General features: G+C 48.1%; 15 protein-coding genes. 9 read left to right on the top strand and 6 right to left on the bottom strand.

The window, feature by feature from the left end; all coding sequences use genetic code 11:
* Positions 1-2: 2 nt before the first annotated feature.
* Together glnB and ACUALS_RS10725 are read left to right on the top strand one after the other, a co-directional pair.
* On the top strand, positions 3-341 hold the full coding sequence (gene glnB / locus ACUALS_RS10730) for a nitrogen regulatory protein P-II (protein WP_008077534.1): 339 nt from the start codon (positions 3-5) through the stop codon (positions 339-341).
* Between the two features lie 81 nt (positions 342-422).
* Positions 423-1292: an endonuclease/exonuclease/phosphatase family protein gene (locus ACUALS_RS10725; protein ID WP_454449250.1), complete on the top strand. Its 870-nt coding sequence runs from the start codon at positions 423-425 to the stop codon at positions 1290-1292.
* Here ACUALS_RS10725 and ACUALS_RS10720 read toward each other — a convergent pair.
* The 3 genes from ACUALS_RS10720 to gloB all read right to left on the bottom strand — a co-directional run bounded on the left by ACUALS_RS10720 (position 1260) and on the right by gloB (position 4337).
* Complete coding sequence (locus tag ACUALS_RS10720; protein WP_039483413.1) at positions 1260-1946, bottom strand: YIP1 family protein; 687 nt, start codon at positions 1944-1946, stop codon at positions 1260-1262. The genes ACUALS_RS10725 and ACUALS_RS10720 overlap by 33 nt on opposite strands.
* Positions 1943-3508: a LysM peptidoglycan-binding domain-containing protein gene (locus ACUALS_RS10715; protein ID WP_454448344.1), complete on the bottom strand. Its 1566-nt coding sequence runs from the start codon at positions 3506-3508 to the stop codon at positions 1943-1945. Before ACUALS_RS10715 ends, ACUALS_RS10720 begins: the two co-directional genes overlap by 4 nt.
* A gap of 70 nt (positions 3509-3578) precedes the next feature.
* Positions 3579-4337: a hydroxyacylglutathione hydrolase gene (gloB, locus tag ACUALS_RS10710; RefSeq protein WP_039476534.1), complete on the bottom strand. Its 759-nt coding sequence runs from the start codon at positions 4335-4337 to the stop codon at positions 3579-3581.
* A 31-nt stretch (positions 4338-4368) separates the two neighbouring features.
* On the opposite strand from gloB, the gene ACUALS_RS10705 reads away from it, so the two are divergent.
* Complete coding sequence (locus ACUALS_RS10705) at positions 4369-5106, top strand: class I SAM-dependent methyltransferase (protein WP_454448343.1); 738 nt, start codon at positions 4369-4371, stop codon at positions 5104-5106.
* Here the strand turns inward: ACUALS_RS10705 and rnhA are convergent.
* Entirely contained in the window at positions 5103-5567 is a 465-nt protein-coding gene (rnhA, locus tag ACUALS_RS10700) for a ribonuclease HI (protein ID WP_005475295.1), read from the bottom strand. The two genes, ACUALS_RS10705 and rnhA, sit on opposite strands and share 4 nt — an antisense overlap.
* A gap of 56 nt (positions 5568-5623) precedes the next feature.
* On the opposite strand from rnhA, the gene dnaQ reads away from it, so the two are divergent.
* The 4 genes from dnaQ to ACUALS_RS10680 all read left to right on the top strand — a co-directional run bounded on the left by dnaQ (position 5624) and on the right by ACUALS_RS10680 (position 9998).
* Entirely contained in the window at positions 5624-6367 is a 744-nt protein-coding gene (dnaQ, locus tag ACUALS_RS10695) for a DNA polymerase III subunit epsilon (protein WP_005475282.1), read from the top strand.
* 8 nt (positions 6368-6375) lie between these two features.
* Positions 6376-7626: a TIGR03503 family protein gene (locus tag ACUALS_RS10690; protein WP_454448342.1), complete on the top strand. Its 1251-nt coding sequence runs from the start codon at positions 6376-6378 to the stop codon at positions 7624-7626.
* A gap of 189 nt (positions 7627-7815) precedes the next feature.
* On the top strand, positions 7816-9486 hold the full coding sequence (locus ACUALS_RS10685) for an Lcl domain-containing protein (RefSeq protein WP_454448341.1): 1671 nt from the start codon (positions 7816-7818) through the stop codon (positions 9484-9486).
* Positions 9486-9998, top strand: a complete 513-nt coding sequence (locus ACUALS_RS10680; protein WP_454448340.1) for an Lcl C-terminal domain-containing protein — start codon at positions 9486-9488, stop codon at positions 9996-9998. Before ACUALS_RS10685 ends, ACUALS_RS10680 begins: the two co-directional genes overlap by 1 nt.
* A 54-nt stretch (positions 9999-10052) precedes the next feature.
* Here ACUALS_RS10680 and fadE read toward each other — a convergent pair whose 3' ends face one another.
* Positions 10053-12506: an acyl-CoA dehydrogenase FadE gene (gene fadE / locus ACUALS_RS10675; protein WP_454448339.1), complete on the bottom strand. Its 2454-nt coding sequence runs from the start codon at positions 12504-12506 to the stop codon at positions 10053-10055.
* A 306-nt stretch (positions 12507-12812) separates the two neighbouring features.
* On the opposite strand from fadE, the gene lpcA reads away from it, so the two are divergent.
* Both lpcA and ACUALS_RS10665 read left to right on the top strand, forming a co-directional pair.
* Positions 12813-13394: a D-sedoheptulose 7-phosphate isomerase gene (gene lpcA, locus ACUALS_RS10670; RefSeq protein WP_454448338.1), complete on the top strand. Its 582-nt coding sequence runs from the start codon at positions 12813-12815 to the stop codon at positions 13392-13394.
* Between the two features lie 105 nt (positions 13395-13499).
* The gene (locus ACUALS_RS10665) at positions 13500-14345 is read left to right on the top strand and encodes a class II glutamine amidotransferase (RefSeq protein ID WP_038215560.1); all 846 of its coding nucleotides are present in this window, start codon (positions 13500-13502) and stop codon (positions 14343-14345) included.
* A 73-nt stretch (positions 14346-14418) separates the two neighbouring features.
* On the opposite strand, the gene ACUALS_RS10660 is transcribed toward ACUALS_RS10665, so the two are convergent.
* Entirely contained in the window at positions 14419-16134 is a 1716-nt protein-coding gene (locus tag ACUALS_RS10660; protein ID WP_038190690.1) for a proline--tRNA ligase, read from the bottom strand.
* Positions 16135-16174: the final 40 nt, after the last annotated feature.

Below are 16174 nucleotides of genomic sequence, written 5' to 3'. Positions count from 1 at the left end.
ACATGAAAAAAATTGAAGCCATCATCAAGCCGTTTAAGTTAGATGATGTTCGCGAAGCGTTAGCAGAAGTCGGCATTACCGGTATGACGGTTTCTGAAGTAAAAGGCTTTGGACGTCAAAAGGGTCATACTGAGCTATACCGTGGTGCAGAATACATGGTGGATTTCTTGCCTAAAGTGAAGCTTGAAATTGTTGTTACCGATGACGTTGCTGACCAGTGTGTTGATACGATTGTTGAGACTGCACAAACAGGCAAAATTGGTGATGGTAAGATCTTCATTACTGACGTTGAACGCATCGTGCGTATTCGTACCGGTGAAGAAGACGAAGACGCTATCTAGTGTTATTGTCAGAGTGCGTGAACTGAATTCAATAATCAAGGAAGAGCCGTAAGGCTCTTTTTTACATTTTAGGGCTCAATGATGAACAAAAAATGGTTACTAGCATTGCCTATTGGGCTCGTACTCACGGGAATGATTGGCTATCGAGTGGTGTTCACCTTGCCTGAACAAGGCCAAATATCTTCGATTTCGCAAGGCAATATTGCGCCTTCGTTGCAGTGTTACCGCAGTGACTCAGCAAAGCCTGTGGATCTCAATGGCGAGCTGAATGTTCTGGTGTGGAACATCTACAAACAGAACCGACCAAACTGGCATGCTAGTTTGCAAACCTTGGTGGAGGGAAAGCAATTGGTTCTGTTACAAGAAGCCAGTATGACCCCTGAGTTACTCCATTGGATTGAGGACAATCAGTGGTTTGGTAGCCAAGTCGATGCGTTTAAAGCCTTTGATACCACCGCGGGCGTTCTGAACTTAAGCTATGATACGCCTGATCTCGCCTGTGCGTACACCGAGCTTGAGCCTTGGTTAGGGTTACCCAAATCTGCTTTATATGCGACTTACCCGCTGACGAATGGCCAGTCATTAGCGGTGGTTAATATCCATGCGGTAAATTTCACTTATGGCACCGTGGAGTATCAAAGGCAGCTTGATACGTTAGTGACAGAGCTTTTGAATCATCAGGGGCCGATTATTGTTGCTGGCGATTTTAACAGCTGGAGTGACGCGCGATTGAGTGTGATGAAACAAGCGCTCGACAAAATAGGCGTTACAGAGGTTATCTACCAAGTGGATAATCGGACTCAGTTTGTGACTGGGCTACCTTTAGATCATGTGTTTTATCGAGATTTGGTCCTTCAAAAAGCAGAGGCGCCGATAACCGACGCCTCTGATCACAACCCTATAGAGGTGAGCTTCCGTTTAAAAAATAACGATGTAGAGCGCCCAAATTAGGTAGTAAGCGAGCCAAGGTAGTGCTGAAATGACCAAGGCTTGGCCGCGCTCGAACTCCGTCCACGTACCGACTGCCGCGTAGCCCAAAGCGATATACCAAGGCAGAAGCAGAGGGAACGAGCTGGCAAACTGAGACCACTCATTGGTCAGTGGAAGTTTGAGTAGTCCGTTAAGGCTATTGAGATCCGCGGCGTAAACAAGCACTTGACCATGTTTCAGTAGAACACTCACGTAGCTTGCAAGATCGCCGATGATTGCAGGGAAAGTGATCACCGCGGCCGCGGCAAACCATTTCCAGAAACCATGTTGGTGCTGACTTGGCTTAGTGGCCAGATTGAACCAAAACGCCAGCATGAGTATGGTCAGCGTTCGACCAAATACATCGCTGATGATTTCACTGGCCATTAAGGTGTTGGCATCAAGTAACTCAAGTTGTTGCGGGTTCGTTTGCGCCAGTTGAGCGGTTAGGACTTCTTTTAGCCACTCAAAATTGACCAAATCAAAATATGCACCCCAAAACAAAAATGGCGATAAAATCAGAAAAATGTATGGCTGCCAGCCCCATGCGCCACGTTGATACAGGGCAAGGAAACAAGCGCTAGGTGAACGAAAAATATCAACTAGCATGATTAAAGGATTACTGGAGGGCGTCATACACTTACCTTAGTTACATCGACGTAGAGTTTCAGTTTTTGACCCGGCTTAAGATATTTTTGTTTGCTTAGGTCATTCCATTTCACGATGTCACGTGATTTCACTTTAAATTTGCTGGCAATACCACTGATGGTATCGCCTGAGCGAACGTTATAGAAAACGGTGCGGATGATGGCGCCATCTGAGCTGTTCTTCCAAATCACCAGTTTTTGTCCGACACGTAACGTATCTTTTGGTCCCATTCCATTCCACTTGGCAAGCGATTTATGAGAGACCTTGTTGGCTTTGGCAATGCTCCATAAGCTGTCGCCTGAGCGAACTGTGTGGGTGAGCTTGTATTGACCACGGTTTTTCGCTTGCGTCTTTTCAAGGCGGTTGGATGCGGTTAAAGCGTAGACATTCTCATCTTTTGCCGACGCTGGAATCATCAAGTACTGACCAGCGCGAATATTGCTGTTGGTCATGCCATTTGCACGCTGGATTACTTTTGTCGTGGTGTTGTATCGGTTAGCAAGAACGCTGATGGAGTCACCAGATTTCACTTTGTAGCGAACCAACTTCATTCCTTTACCGCGATTTTTTTCAACTTGGTAGCGGAAACTGTCTTCTGCTTGGGCTGGAATAAGCAGTTGATGAGGGCCATCGGGTGCAGTCGACCACTGATTATAAGCAGGGTTTAAGCCTTGCAGTTCTTTGACCGAGATGCCCGCGTATTTTGCTGCAATCGCCAAGTCCAATTGTTCTTTTGGATCGATGAGGGTAACGACGGGTTTGTTCGCTATGGGTGGAATATCGATCCCGTACTTTTCTTGGTTGGCAATGATATCTGCGAGTGCTAGGAGTTTAGGAACGTAACCACTGGTCTCTTTCGGTAAATCGAGCGAGAAAAAGTCGGTGGGTTTGCCTAGTTTAGTGTTTTTACGAATTGCACTGGAAACGCGTCCGCCGCCACTGTTGTATGCTGCGATAGCGTGGGTCCATTCACCGTCAAAACGTTTATTTAGGTAAGTAAGGTAGTCGAGTGCTGCATCGGTTGCCGCAGGCACATCTCGACGCCCATCGTACCAGAAGTTCTGTTCTAAACCGTACATCTTGCCGGTTGCAGGGACAAACTGCCATAAGCCTGCCGCACTGCCGTGAGAGTAGGCAAAGGCATCAAATGAGCTTTCTACAATGGGGAGCAGCGCAAGCTCAAGAGGTAAGTTTCGCTCTTCGATCTTTTCTGTGATCAGGTAGAGGAATGGCTCGGCGCGTTTTGAAACGGTTCTAAGATGGCTTGGGTGCTTCAAATACCAAGTTCGGTAGTAATCGACCGTCTTGTGATCCGGAATTGGCATATCCAACTGCATCGCGATTCGTTGCCAGACATCTTCTTGCGACTGAGGCGTGACCACAGGTTTTGGCTTTGATACTGGTTTGGCTGGCTGAGCGGTAGGTTCAGCCTTTTTTACCGCGGGTGGGTTATTGGTTTCCGGTGATGAGGTCTCACTAGAATCGGTAGGCTGGGTTAGTTGACATCCTGTAAGTAAGAGCGCCAAAACCCAGCTATGTGTTAATCGCATTGCACAGCCCTTTTGTTACTTGGCTGCTGATAATACTTGCCACGCACAGAAAGTGACAAGCAGCAAATCGTTAAAATTCGTTCTTCCACTCACGTAATGCACTAAAAATGGCGAGTGCGTCGGTTTGGTCGGTTCGGTTTGCAACTGAGCGAATAACCGTTTGTTGGTCGGTGCGAAGGAAAGGATTGATCCATTTTTCACGGCGTAGTGTGGTGGGCAAGGTGGGGCGATTCTGAGCCCGCAGACGATTGACGTCATCTCGATATTGTTGGAGCTGCTCATTGTCGGGTTCTACAGCCAAGGCAAAGGCAAGATTACTCGCGGTGTACTCGTGTGCGCAATAGACCTCAGTTTCTTCTGGTAGTGCCGCAATCTTGGTGAGTGAGGAGTACATTTGTTCCATGGTCCCCTCAAAGACACGGCCACAGCCGGCTGAAAACAGGACATCACCACAGAAGAGCTTGCCATCTCCAACATAGCCAATATGACCAAGAGTATGACCAGCGAGATCTAGCACAAAGAAGACTTCACCAAACAGCTCTATTTGGTCACCGCCCTCGACAGGATGAGTTAAGGTCGGCACGGGTTCATTGGCGGGGCCGACGACATCAATGCCAGGGTATTGTCGAACTAATTCGGCCACACCACCAATATGGTCGTTATGGTGGTGCGTGATCAAGATTGCATCTAAGCTTAGCTGGTGCTGTTTGAGGTAAGCCAGAACAGGCGTCGCATCACCAGGGTCGACAACGGCACAACGCTGATCGCTATTTTGAATTAGCCAGATGTAATTATCATTAAATGCAGGTATGCTTTTGATCTCTAACATGGTTGTGTCTCCCGAGTGAAGCAGGTTAGGTATGAAACCAGCACGTAGCAATAAGAAGTTAGAAAAGCCTCATTCATGGTCGCAACTTAAAAACGGCCAATGGGTGAGTGAGTCGATTCAGACTCGGATGGATGAGTGGTGCCCAAAACTATTTGGTTACCATATGCTTAAGCTCGGTGGTCTCAGCTGCGAGTTAACCAGTTTTGCCTGCAATATTCAACATCAAGTCAACCTCGATATAAAAAATCCATTGCATAACGTCATCGCTGACGGCTACGACTTACCCTTTTTTGAAAAAAGCTTTGATGCTGTTGTGATGGCACACCAGCTCGACTACTGCAATGATCCCCATCGAATGCTGCGTGAAGTAGACCGTGTAATGATCGATGACGGCTATTTGATTATCACAGGTTTTAACCCAATCAGTTTTACCGGGCTGGCGAGTCTGATGCCTTGGCGTAGAAACAATCTGCCGTGGAGTGGACGGATGTTCACCCCAAACCGGATCAAAGATTGGCTGAGCGTTTTGAACTATCAAGTGATCGAGTGCGATAGCTATGCACTCTTCCCGATGCAGAAGTACCGAACAATGTGGACTTGGTTAGAGAATAGCTTAGGGGACTGGGCGGCGCCGATGGGCAGTTTGTACTTCATCGTCGCGCGCAAGCGAACCTATCCGCTTAAGCCAATTAGGCCTCACTGGAAGCTAAAACGAAAATTGACGCCGGTGAGCGTCAATTACAAAGTGTCGAATAAGCAGTCCCACTAGTTGGGGATATAGCCCGTATCTTCTTCGGTCGGGTTTTCGGCTGCGGTACGTGCCAACTCATCACACATTTCGTTTTCTCGATGCCCAGCATGGCCTTTAACCCAGCGCCAATCGATGTTGTGGCGCTCACTTTCGGCGTCTAAGGCTTTCCATAGGTCTGCATTCTTTACCGGTTTTTTATCTGCGGTTTTCCAGCCACGTTTTTTCCAGTTGTGAATCCACTGGGTAATGCCTTGACGCACGTACTGGCTATCGGTAGTGAGAATGACGTCACACGGTTCTTTGAGGGCTTGTAGGGCAACGATCGTCGCTAACATTTCCATTCGGTTATTGGTGGTTAGCGTGTAGCCTTTGGCGAGCGTTTTCTCGGTTTGTTTATAACGTAATACGATACCGTAGCCGCCAGGACCAGGATTGCCTAAACAAGAACCGTCCGTGAAAATTTCCACCTGTTTCGTCATGATTTGATACTATTGGGTTAAGCTCATTATTGGCATAGTCTGACACACATTTTGTTATGAATACCAGCAACAATTCTAATCAGCACCGCATTGTCGTACTCGATACCGAAACCACGGGTATGAACCAAGAGGGCGGTCCTCATTATCTAGGTCATCGAATCATTGAGATTGGTGCCGTAGAAATCATCAACCGTAAACTGACGGGACGTCACTTCCATGTTTACATTAAGCCCGATCGCGACATTCAAGCTGAAGCGGTTCAGGTTCACGGTATCACGGATGAATTTTTGGTGGACAAGCCAGAGTATCAAGACGTCCACGCTGAGTTCTTAGAGTTCATCAAAGGTGCCGAGCTGGTGGCGCACAACGCGCCCTTCGATACCGGCTTTATGGACTACGAGTTTGAGATGCTCGACCCAAGCATTGGTAAAACCGACGATTATTGTAAGGTGACCGATACGCTGGCTATGGCGAAGAAGATCTTCCCAGGTAAGCGAAACAACCTCGATATTCTCTGTGACCGATACGGCATTGATAACTCCCATCGTACTCTCCACGGGGCATTGCTCGATGCCGAGATTTTGGCAGATGTATATCTGTTGATGACCGGTGGTCAGACGTCGCTGCAATTTAATGCAGGGAACTCTGATGGCAGCGATGTGGGAGGTGAGTCAATAAAACGGGTGGCAAGTGGTCGAAAAGCACTAAAGGTTATCCGTGCAAGTGCCGATGAATTAGAAGCGCATCAAAATAGATTAGATATCGTCGAGAAAAGCGGAAGCTGTCTCTGGCGTCAGTAGGAGAAAGGATGTTAAGGATTTGGTTGGTTGTACTCAGCGTACTGCTGAGCGCTGCAAATGTCGCGGCAAATGAGTCATCAATGACCTTGCTCGATAACCGCTTTCGAGTTGATCCTTCTATCCAGCAAATTACCTTTGTGATTTATCGAGCTGAAAACTCACAACCTGTGGTGTTGGTTCGTCCTGATGGTAAAAAATATTACGCTTGGCGCAGCCCTGACAACGTCCGTTGGTACCAAGAGTCATCAATGGACATTATTTCCATCGATAACCCAATGCCAGGTCCTTGGCAAGCGGTTGGTAAAGTTACTCCCAAGAACAAGATCACGCTGATTTCACACTTAGAACTGTCAACGGATCGGCTTCCAAGCCGCCTGTACCAAGGCGAGTCGATTAAGTTCACCGCGCGTTTAACGTCGGATAAGCAGCCTTTGGTTCTGCGTGACTTTCTGGATCGCGTAAAGCTTAAGGTTACTTTCACCAAGTTTGTTGAAAATGAAGATACTTTGATCAAAGAAGCGCGTCCTATCCCTGAAGTGATTGGCGAGTTTGCCGATGACGGTACTGAGCTTGATGAAGTCGCTGGGGATGGTGTGTTTACGGTGTCATTGCCCATTTCGAGCGCGCCGGGTAAATACCGAGTACGCATCACGTCGGGGAATGGGATCTTCCTTCGAGCGCAAGAGCAGGAAGTGCTGGTTTACCCTTCTCCTGTGCAAGTGACCTTCATTCAATCTCGCAGTGAGCAAGAGATGCACAAAGTGGTCTTGTCAGGTGAGCAAGGTATGGTCGAGCCAGGCTCTCTCGCCGCTTTTGTTGAACATATTGACCCAGAAGAGCGTCAAATTGATGTGCAAGGCGCTGCTGTGAAAGAGAGCAATAAACTCGAACTCAGCATTCCCTACAGTGACACTTTAGGCAACTACTCTTGGACTGGTCAGGCGTATGCGACGGAAATGGGCTCCGGCAGACCTTTAGTCTTCCCGCTGAGCGAATACACCTATAGTTTGGTCGAAGAGCTCGACATTGCAGAAACCCGTCGTTTGCAAGAAGAGGAGCGCCTGAAACAGCAAAAACTGATGGAAGAGATGCGTCAGATTGAACTTCGCGAAGAGAAGAAAACACAAGGCATGATTATGATTGCGATTGGTAATATCGTGGTGATTCTTCTGGCCTTGGTTGCTTGGTTTGTGATTGGCAAGCTTAGAGCCAAAAAGAAAGCCGTGCCGGAGATGCAACTGGAAATGCCCAAAAAATAGCAACCTCAGATTGCCGCTTTTTATCTAACCCCTAGTTTGCGATGAAGCTAGGGGTTATTTATATTTTAAACATTTATTTAACTGAAACTTATTGTATGCGATGCACCAAAGGCGGTTTTGAGCATATTTATGTGAACAAGTTTTTGATAACATTCACTTATTCATAGCGTTAAATAAGTTAGGGGTTGAATGTATCATCCGAACAAATATGGTCGAGCCAAAAATGCGCTCGCGCTCGCAGTGGCTGTCGCGTTATTTGGATGTCAGAGTGGACATGAAAGCAGCGATGACGAATCGACCTCGACAACCGATACCAGTTCTGGCTCTAGCGGCAGTGCCATCACGGTGAATCTTCCCGCAGCCGTAACCTTGACCGAACCTAGCTCTGGCTCGAACACCGAGTCCATTACAGTTACCTTATCAGCGGCACTGAGCCAAGATCTAGTTCTCTCTGTGGTGACAAGTGATGTGACAACTCGCAGCGAAGGACAATTTAAAAACTACGATCCGATCGCCGCTCAAACAGTTCGAGTGCCAGCAGGCGTCACGACGTATTCACTCCCACTTAATCTAGTACACAATAACTTGCACGAGGGCAGTAAACAGCTGCGTTACACCATTAGTGCTGCGAGTAGCTCAAGTTATACCCTTGAGAACTCAAGTTCTAACGTGACCCTTACCGACAGCGATTCTGAGCCAACCATACGCTTTACCGATGCCAGCAAAACCGTTTTGGAAGGTGACAGCGCACAGAGTCACATTGAGTTGAGCCACTATCACGCCAAAGAGGTCACTGTGAATTTAGCGCAAAGTGGTATCGCTTCCAGTGACGACGTGACGAGTTCACTAAGCTCAATGACGGTAACGATTCCTGCGGAAAGCTTACGCCACGTCGTGACTGTGTCGGCGAAAAAAGATGGTTTGATTGAAGGTGGTGAATCACTCATTTACACCATGGAAAGTAGTGGTAACACCACTATTGATTCTGACCACAGCTCATTGGCGTTTTATATACCTGGTGACCGAGAAATTAATGACACAGGATTTGCCACCTACTCTAATGGCGCCTCTCATGATCTAACCGCAGAGCCTGCGGGATACCCTGGGCAAGATGCTGATTACGGGCTTGATAAAGAGGATGGAGGCCTCCACAGTGATGGCCAACATGGCTTCAAGCTGACCAAGTTAGATTTCAGCGGTAATGTGTTGGCGAATGATGCCTCTTCGTGGTCATGTGTTCGTGACGAGCGAACGGGTGTCTATATTGAAGCGAAGCAGGCTCCAAGAACTTTGCCGTCACAAGGTGAGATTGAGACGTGGCTAGAGGCATTCAAGAATGATCCAGACGCCAACCCATACCCATGGGCAAGCGAGTCTGGACAGTGGCGCAGTGCTGCCTACCGTTATACTTGGTACAACTCTGACAGCAGCACCAACGGTGGAAATCTAGGGGCAGTTAACGATTTGTTACCCTCAGAGGGCCCAATATCAAGCCAATGCGCTTTCCCCGAAGAAGAGGGAATAGAATATCGTTGTAATGCTGAAGTCTACCTCGCGACCCTAAATCGCTATGGCGTATGTGGCGTGTCCAATTGGCGCTTGCCTTCTCCAAGTGAAGCGCGTTCGATAGTTAATTACGGTTTCGGCGTAGGCCCTACCGACCCAACAACAGAAAACTACTTTCCGTATATGAAGGGGGCCAGTATGGGCAGCTCAGCAGACACGATCTTCACCAGTGCAAGTCGTGTAACAGGGGGCGGAGCCAGCGCTTGGTGTATGCAGACTCAAACTGGGCAAGTCGAGCTCTGTAACAAGGGTACCTACCACGGTGTGATTGCCGTTAGTGAAGGGGTAGAATAATGAAGCTGAAACTTATGACTATCGCGGCTTTGATGGTTTCTACTGCAAGCTTTGCACAGACTTGTGTTGAGAATCAGCCACTATCACAACTGGAAGGTCAGTTTATCGATCGTCAAGATGGCACCATCTTGGATGTGAAAACCAACCTGCTGTGGCAAAAGTGTAACGTGGGCGAAACTTACAATAGCACGACGAATGGCTGCGACGGGACGCCAACCAGTTTCGCTTCGTGGGATTTGGCCCTACAGAATTCTCAAGTTGGCGTCGACGGCTTTCGTCTCCCTAATATTAAAGAGTTAGGGGCGATAGTGGACTATCGCTGTGCGAAGCCAGCCATCAACTTGACCTATTTTCCGACGACGACCAATGTTCCTTACTGGACAAATACCCCTGATGTTTCAGATATCAACACGGCTTATTCTGGGTTGGTTATCGACTTTACTGAGGGGCAGGAAAAAACGGTCAACGCAAGCGGGGAGATGTTTGTCCGCTTGGTCAAGCCATTTAACTAGATGACTAGAGAGATAAAAAGGGCCGCAACAAGCGGCCCTTTCTGTTCCTGTTGACTAGGCAACTTCAACCATGGTCGGTGGCGTTACCTCAAGTGGCTTTGCTGCTAGTTCTTGCGGTTCAAAGTCATCGACATTGATCACGTATAGGCGTTGCTGCTCTGCTTCAATCAGCAAGTTTGCCTCCGCTTTGTCAAGAATGCCTTTCTCTAAGCCTATTTCGGCGATTGCATCTAGGCGCAAGAACGGACGACGTTCGCTAATCGCTTTACACACTTTGTCGAACAACGGCTCTGCCTCAAGAATCACCGATAGCGCGTGTTCAATTTTCCCTGCTGGGTTGAACTCACTCGCCGTCAAGTACTGGTTGCGACCAATACGAGATCGGGTTTCTGATGGTGTTTGAAGAATGCGTGCTACTTGGCTGTCCAGTTTGTCACTTGGCGCTTTGCGTACACGACCAAAAGGCAAGATTACGACACGTAGTGCTTTGCCTAGCCACTTGTTCGGGAAGTTGGCTAAGAACTCATCGATCGCTAGTTCAGTCTGTTTCATGCTGTCTTGCAATCCCCAGTGAACCAGCGGTAAATCGTCCGCGATTCGACCATCACTTTCATAGCGTTTCAGCGTGGCTGAGCTCAGATATAGCTGACTGAGAATATCGCCAAGTCGAGCAGACAAACGCTCTTTACGTTTGAGTGAACCACCCAGTACCGCCATTGAAATGTCCGCAAGGAAGGCAATGTTTGCACTGTAGCGGTTCAATTGCTGGTAGTAGCGCGTGGTTGCGTCTTGCGTCGGTGCCTCAGAGCCGCGTCCGTCAGTTAGACCAAGCCAGAAGCTACGTACTAGGTTGCTCATGGTAAAGCTAACATGTCCCGCAAGCGCTTTATCAAATTTCTCAACAGCGTCGCCTGCTTCAGAGTAAGCGGCGTCCATCTCTTCCAATACGTATGGATGGCAGCGAATCGCACCCTGACCAAAGATGATCATTGAACGTGTCAGAATGTTCGCACCTTCAACCGTTACCGCAATTGGCGCACCTTGGTAACCACGTGCTAAGAAGTTAGAGGGGCCCAAACAGATACCTTTACCACCGACAATGTCCATCGCGTCGATGATGCTCTGCTGGCCACGGTGAGTACAGTGGTACTTCACGATGGCCGAGATCACCGATGGTTTTTCTCCTAAATCAATGCCGGCAACCGTCAAGTTGCTCGCAGCATCCATCACATAGGCATTGCCCCCTAGGCGAGCCAATGGTTCCTCAACCCCTTCCATGTGGCCAATAGGTTGCTTGAACTGGCGACGAATGCGTGAGTAGGCACCCGTTGCCAGTGCGGCTGTTTTGATGCCACCTGTCGAGTTAGATGGGAGCGTAATACCACGACCGACTGACAGACATTCAACCAGCATGCGCCAACCTTGGCCTGCCATTTTCTGACCACCGATGATGAAGTCGATAGGAACGAACAGGTCATTACCGCGCGTTGGGCCATTTTGGAAAGGTACATTGAGTGGGAAGTGGCGATTACCGATCTCCACACCTTTAAGATGGGTTGGAATCAGAGCACAAGTGATACCGAGATCTTCTTTATCACCCAATAGTCCTTCGGGATCGCGCAGTTTAAAGGCAAGACCAAGCACCGTTGCGACTGGGGCAAGGGTAATGTAGCGTTTGTTCCAAGTTAGACGCATACCAAGGACTTCTTTGCCTTCCCACTCGCCCTTACACACAACGCCATAATCTGGAATTGACCCCGCGTCCGAGCCTGCTTCTGGGCTAGTTAGGGCAAAACATGGAATCTCTTTGCCTTCCGCTAGGCGAGGTAAGTAGTAATCCTTTTGCTCCTCTGTACCATAATGTTGCAGAAGCTCACCTGGCCCCAATGAGTTGGGTACACCAACGGTCGATGACAGCACGCCAGAGACACCCGTCAGCTTTTGCAGAACCAAAGATTGAGCGTAGGCAGAAAATTCCAAGCCACCATATTTTTTCTTGATGATCATGGCAAAGAACTTGTTGTCTTTGAGGTATTGCCATACTTCTGGTGGAAGGTCCGCCAGTTCGTGGGTCACTTGATAGTCGTTGACCATGGCACACACTTCTTCCACTGGGCCATCCAGAAAGGCTTGTTCTTCTTGGCTCAAGCTTGGCGCTTTGATGGCATGCAGCTTGTTCCAATCAGGTTTACCCTTAAACAGCTCAGCTTCCCACCAAACTGTCCCTGCATCTAACGCTTCTTTTTCCGTTTGCGACATGGCTGGGAGTACTTGTTTGAAAAGCTTAAGTGCTTTTTTACTGATGAGAGATTGTCTTACTGCAGGGATGCCCATTATCACGACCGCGGATACATACAGTAACCAACTGATAGAACCGGCCGTACCAACCCAAGATAAGAGAACCATAGTCGCTGTCAGTGCGGCAACTGAAGCGATCAACGAGCTTCGGCGGTATAGGCAGGTGGCCAATACAACCGTAAATCCGAGTATAGAGAGCAAGATGTCCATGTTTCGTTTTCCTTTTTGACGTATCTCAACAGTTATACGTCTTAAACTAGTAAGAGGTCATACCAGTAAAGTGTAAACAAAAGATTAATGAAATGTAAAACGTACTAATGCTCAAAAAGTGATCTAAGTAGAGTGAAAATTCTAAAAATGCTGTCTTGTGCTGTTTTTATGAGCAATGAATTGCAATAAAGGTGGATTTGTTAACCGAGAGCTATCGACACTATGCGATGTTTGAGTAAACTCATCAAATAAGTTGGGTGATGCGCTAAGCTCGCCTATCCACGAACAATAATTAGAGATAGCCCTATGTACCATGATCTGATCAAGAGCGAGTTGCTAGAAGCTGCTGACGTACTAAACAAGTTTTTGAGTGATGAGAGCAATATTGCTCAAATCGAATCGGCGGCCAAAATGATTGCGGATTCGTTTAAGCAAGGTGGCAAGGTATTGTCGTGTGGTAACGGCGGTTCACATTGTGATTCCATGCACTTTGCTGAAGAGCTGACAGGTCGTTACCGTGAAAATCGCCCAGGTTTGCCAGGTATTGCTATCTCTGATCCTAGCCATCTGTCTTGTGTCAGCAATGATTTTGGTTATGACCACGTCTTCTCTCGCTATGTAGAAGCTGTTGGTTCAAAAGGGGATGTCTTATTTGGCCTTTCGACTTCCGGTAATTCTGCAAATATCTTAAAGGCGATTGAAGCGGCCCAAGCAAAGGGTATGAAGACCATCGCGTTGACCGGTAAAGATGGCGGCAAGATGGCTGGCTTAGCGGATATCGAAATTCGTGTACCGCATTTTGGCTACGCAGACCGTATTCAAGAAATCCACATTAAGATCATTCACATTGTGATCCAGCTTATCGAAAAGGAAATGGAGAACGTGTAACGGCGTGACCATTCATCATTTAACCGGCATCAGTGTTTGCATTTTCTCTCGCTGATGTCGTTAAGTTACCAACTGCACGCAAGGATGAAGGGAGTTTAGTAGGCCATGTGTGAATTGCTCGGCATGAGCGCCAACGTACCAACAGATATCTGTTTTAGTTTTACCGGATTGATGCAGCGTGGAGGGAACACGGGTCCGCACCGAGATGGGTGGGGGATCACGTTTTACGAAGGAAAGGGGTTCCGCACATTCAAAGATCCCAACCCTAGCTGCAAATCCAAAATTGCTGAGCTAGTCCAGAACTACCCAATTAAAAGCTGCGCGGTTGTCAGCCATATTAGGCAGGCGAATCGTGGGGGAGTAAACCTCGAAAATACCCACCCATTTACTCGTGAGCTATGGGGGCGCTATTGGACCTTTGCGCATAACGGTCAACTGAGTGATTACCAAGATCTGCAGACCGGTCGCCATCGCCCTGTTGGACAAACTGACAGTGAGCTCTCTTTCTGTTGGCTATTAAAGCAAATGGAAGATCGATACCCAGAGCCGCCACAAGATATGGTCGGTGTCTTCCGGTTTGTAGCCGAGTGCTGCGATAGATTGCGCGAGAAAGGTGTCTTTAACATGCTGCTCTCTGATGGTGAGTACGTAATGACTTACTGTACCAATCATCTTTATTGGATTACGCGTCGCGCGCCCTTTGGCAAGGCAGCACTGATCGATGAAGATGTTGAGATCAACTTTCAAGAAGAGACGACACCCAATGACATTGTGTCAGTCATTGCTACTCAGCCACTGACCGGCAATGAGACTTGGCACCGCATGAAGCCCGGAGAGTTTGGTATCTTGCACTTTGGCGAGCTGATTGATGGCAATGCTGATGAGCTGAGCCATGTTCCTTTTGCGCCTAAGAAAGTAGCCAGTCAAGCACCGACAGAGCCGCTGGAATAGTGGTTCACTCTTATCAGTTGTAAAAAAGGCCGATGTTTCCATCGGCCTTTTGTATTTCTAAGCGTCAATCAACTTAAGCAAGCTGCGCTTTAACATGCTCAACGATATCAGCCATCGCTACAGCTGTCTTCTCACCTGAGCGGCGGTTCTTGTATTCGAAGTTGCCTTCTTTCATAGAACGATCACCGATCACGATAGTGTGAGGAATGCCGATAAGCTCCATATCAGAGAACATTACGCCTGGGCGCTCTTTACGGTCATCGAATAGAACTTCGATACCCATAGCCGTCAGTTCCGCGTACAGCTTCTCAGCCGCTTCTTTCACTTCTTCTGACTTGTGCATGTTCATTGGCACGATAGCCACTTGGAAAGGTGCGAGTGCGTCTGGCCAGATGATGCCGTATTTGTCGTGGTTTTGCTCGATTGCAGAAGCCACAACACGTGAAACACCAATACCGTAACAACCCATCTCTAGGATGACGTTCTTACCGTCAGGACCAAGAACACCACAGTTCATTGCTTCAGAGTAAGTGTTACCAAGCTGGAAGATGTGACCCACTTCGATACCACGCTTAAGCATTAGGGTACCTTTACCACATGGGCTTGGATCGCCTTCAACGACGTTACGTAGATCTTCAACTTGGCCTAGCTCAACGTCACGACCCCAGTTGATACCGAAGTAGTGCTTGTCATCAATGTTAGCGCCAGCGCCAAAATCGCTCATTACAGCAACAGTGCGGTCAACAATGAATGGCAGTTTAAGACCAACAGGGCCAAGAGAACCAGGGCCTGCGCCGATCAGTGCGCGAATCTCTTCTTCCGTTGCCATCTCTAGAGGAGCAGCAACTTGAGGAAGGTTTTCCGCTTTCACTTCGTTTAGTTCGTGGTCGCCACGGATGATTAGCGCGATGATATCTGCGTCTACTTCATCAGATGCTTTTACGAAAAGCGTTTTCACTGTCTTCTCGATAGGCATGTCGAACTGTTCAACAAGCTCAGCGATGGTTTTTGCGTTTGGCGTATCAACAAGAGTCATCTCTTGCGTTGGCGCTGCACGCTCACCTGCAGGCGCTGCTGCTTCTGCTTTTTCAATGTTCGCTGCGTAATCAGACTCAGTCGAGAAGGCAATTAGATCTTCGCCGCTTTCAGCAAGTACGTGGAACTCTTGAGAGCCACTACCACCAATAGCGCCAGAGTCAGCTAGTACAGGGCGGTACTCAAGACCCATGCGGTCGAACGCTTTACAGTACGCATCGTGCATCGCTTGGTAAGATTTCTCTAGACCTTCTTTATCGATGTCGAAGCTGTATGCATCCATCATGCAGAATTCACGTGCACGCATTACGCCAAAACGTGGGCGACGCTCATCACGGAACTTAGTCTGGATTTGGTACAGGTTTAGCGGAAGCTGTTTGTAAGAGCTCACTTCGTTACGCACTAGGCTAGTGATCACTTCTTCAGCGGTTGGGCTAAGAACAAACGGACGAGTGTGACGGTCAGTAAAGCGAAGTAGCTCAGGACCCATCTTCTCGCTGCGGCCTGTCTCTTCCCATAGTTCAAACGGCTGAACAACGGGCATCAATGTTTCGACTGCGCCTGCATTGTCGATCTCTTGACGAACGATGTTTTCGACTTTACGCAGTACACGTAGACCAGTAGGTAGCCAGGTGTAAAGACCTGAAGCCAGCTTACGGATCATACCTGCACGTAGCATGAGCTGGTGGCTCACTACTTCTGCGTCGTTTGGAGTCTCCTTCAGAGTAGAAAGAAGATAATTACTGGTACGCATTTAACTTATCCGTTTATTAAAGTTAGATACTCAAGCCGGA

The organism is Vibrio sp. NH-7, from assembly GCF_053643215.1.
The sequence above is the reverse complement of the archived record's forward strand: the minus strand, read 5'-3'. Positions and strand labels throughout refer to the sequence as shown.

Excerpts from the sequence above, each read along its gene's own strand:
- ACUALS_RS10690 (WP_454448342.1), top strand. The coding sequence starts at position 6,376 with ATGTTAAGGATTTGGTTGGTTGTACTCAGCGTACTGCTGAGCGCTGCA.
- glnB (WP_008077534.1), top strand. The coding sequence starts at position 3 with ATGAAAAAAATTGAAGCCATCATCAAGCCGTTTAAGTTAGATGATGTT.
- lpcA (WP_454448338.1), top strand. The coding sequence starts at position 12,813 with ATGTACCATGATCTGATCAAGAGCGAGTTGCTAGAAGCTGCTGACGTA.
- ACUALS_RS10705 (WP_454448343.1), top strand. The coding sequence starts at position 4,369 with ATGAAACCAGCACGTAGCAATAAGAAGTTAGAAAAGCCTCATTCATGG.
- ACUALS_RS10720 (WP_039483413.1), bottom strand. The coding sequence starts at position 1,946 with ATGACGCCCTCCAGTAATCCTTTAATCATGCTAGTTGATATTTTTCGT.
- ACUALS_RS10660 (WP_038190690.1), bottom strand. The coding sequence starts at position 16,134 with ATGCGTACCAGTAATTATCTTCTTTCTACTCTGAAGGAGACTCCAAAC.
- dnaQ (WP_005475282.1), top strand. The coding sequence starts at position 5,624 with ATGAATACCAGCAACAATTCTAATCAGCACCGCATTGTCGTACTCGAT.
- ACUALS_RS10680 (WP_454448340.1), top strand. The coding sequence starts at position 9,486 with ATGAAGCTGAAACTTATGACTATCGCGGCTTTGATGGTTTCTACTGCA.
- ACUALS_RS10715 (WP_454448344.1), bottom strand. The coding sequence starts at position 3,508 with ATGCGATTAACACATAGCTGGGTTTTGGCGCTCTTACTTACAGGATGT.
- rnhA (WP_005475295.1), bottom strand. The coding sequence starts at position 5,567 with ATGACGAAACAGGTGGAAATTTTCACGGACGGTTCTTGTTTAGGCAAT.
- gloB (WP_039476534.1), bottom strand. The coding sequence starts at position 4,337 with ATGTTAGAGATCAAAAGCATACCTGCATTTAATGATAATTACATCTGG.
- fadE (WP_454448339.1), bottom strand. The coding sequence starts at position 12,506 with ATGGACATCTTGCTCTCTATACTCGGATTTACGGTTGTATTGGCCACC.
- ACUALS_RS10685 (WP_454448341.1), top strand. The coding sequence starts at position 7,816 with ATGTATCATCCGAACAAATATGGTCGAGCCAAAAATGCGCTCGCGCTC.
- ACUALS_RS10665 (WP_038215560.1), top strand. The coding sequence starts at position 13,500 with ATGTGTGAATTGCTCGGCATGAGCGCCAACGTACCAACAGATATCTGT.
- ACUALS_RS10725 (WP_454449250.1), top strand. The coding sequence starts at position 423 with ATGAACAAAAAATGGTTACTAGCATTGCCTATTGGGCTCGTACTCACG.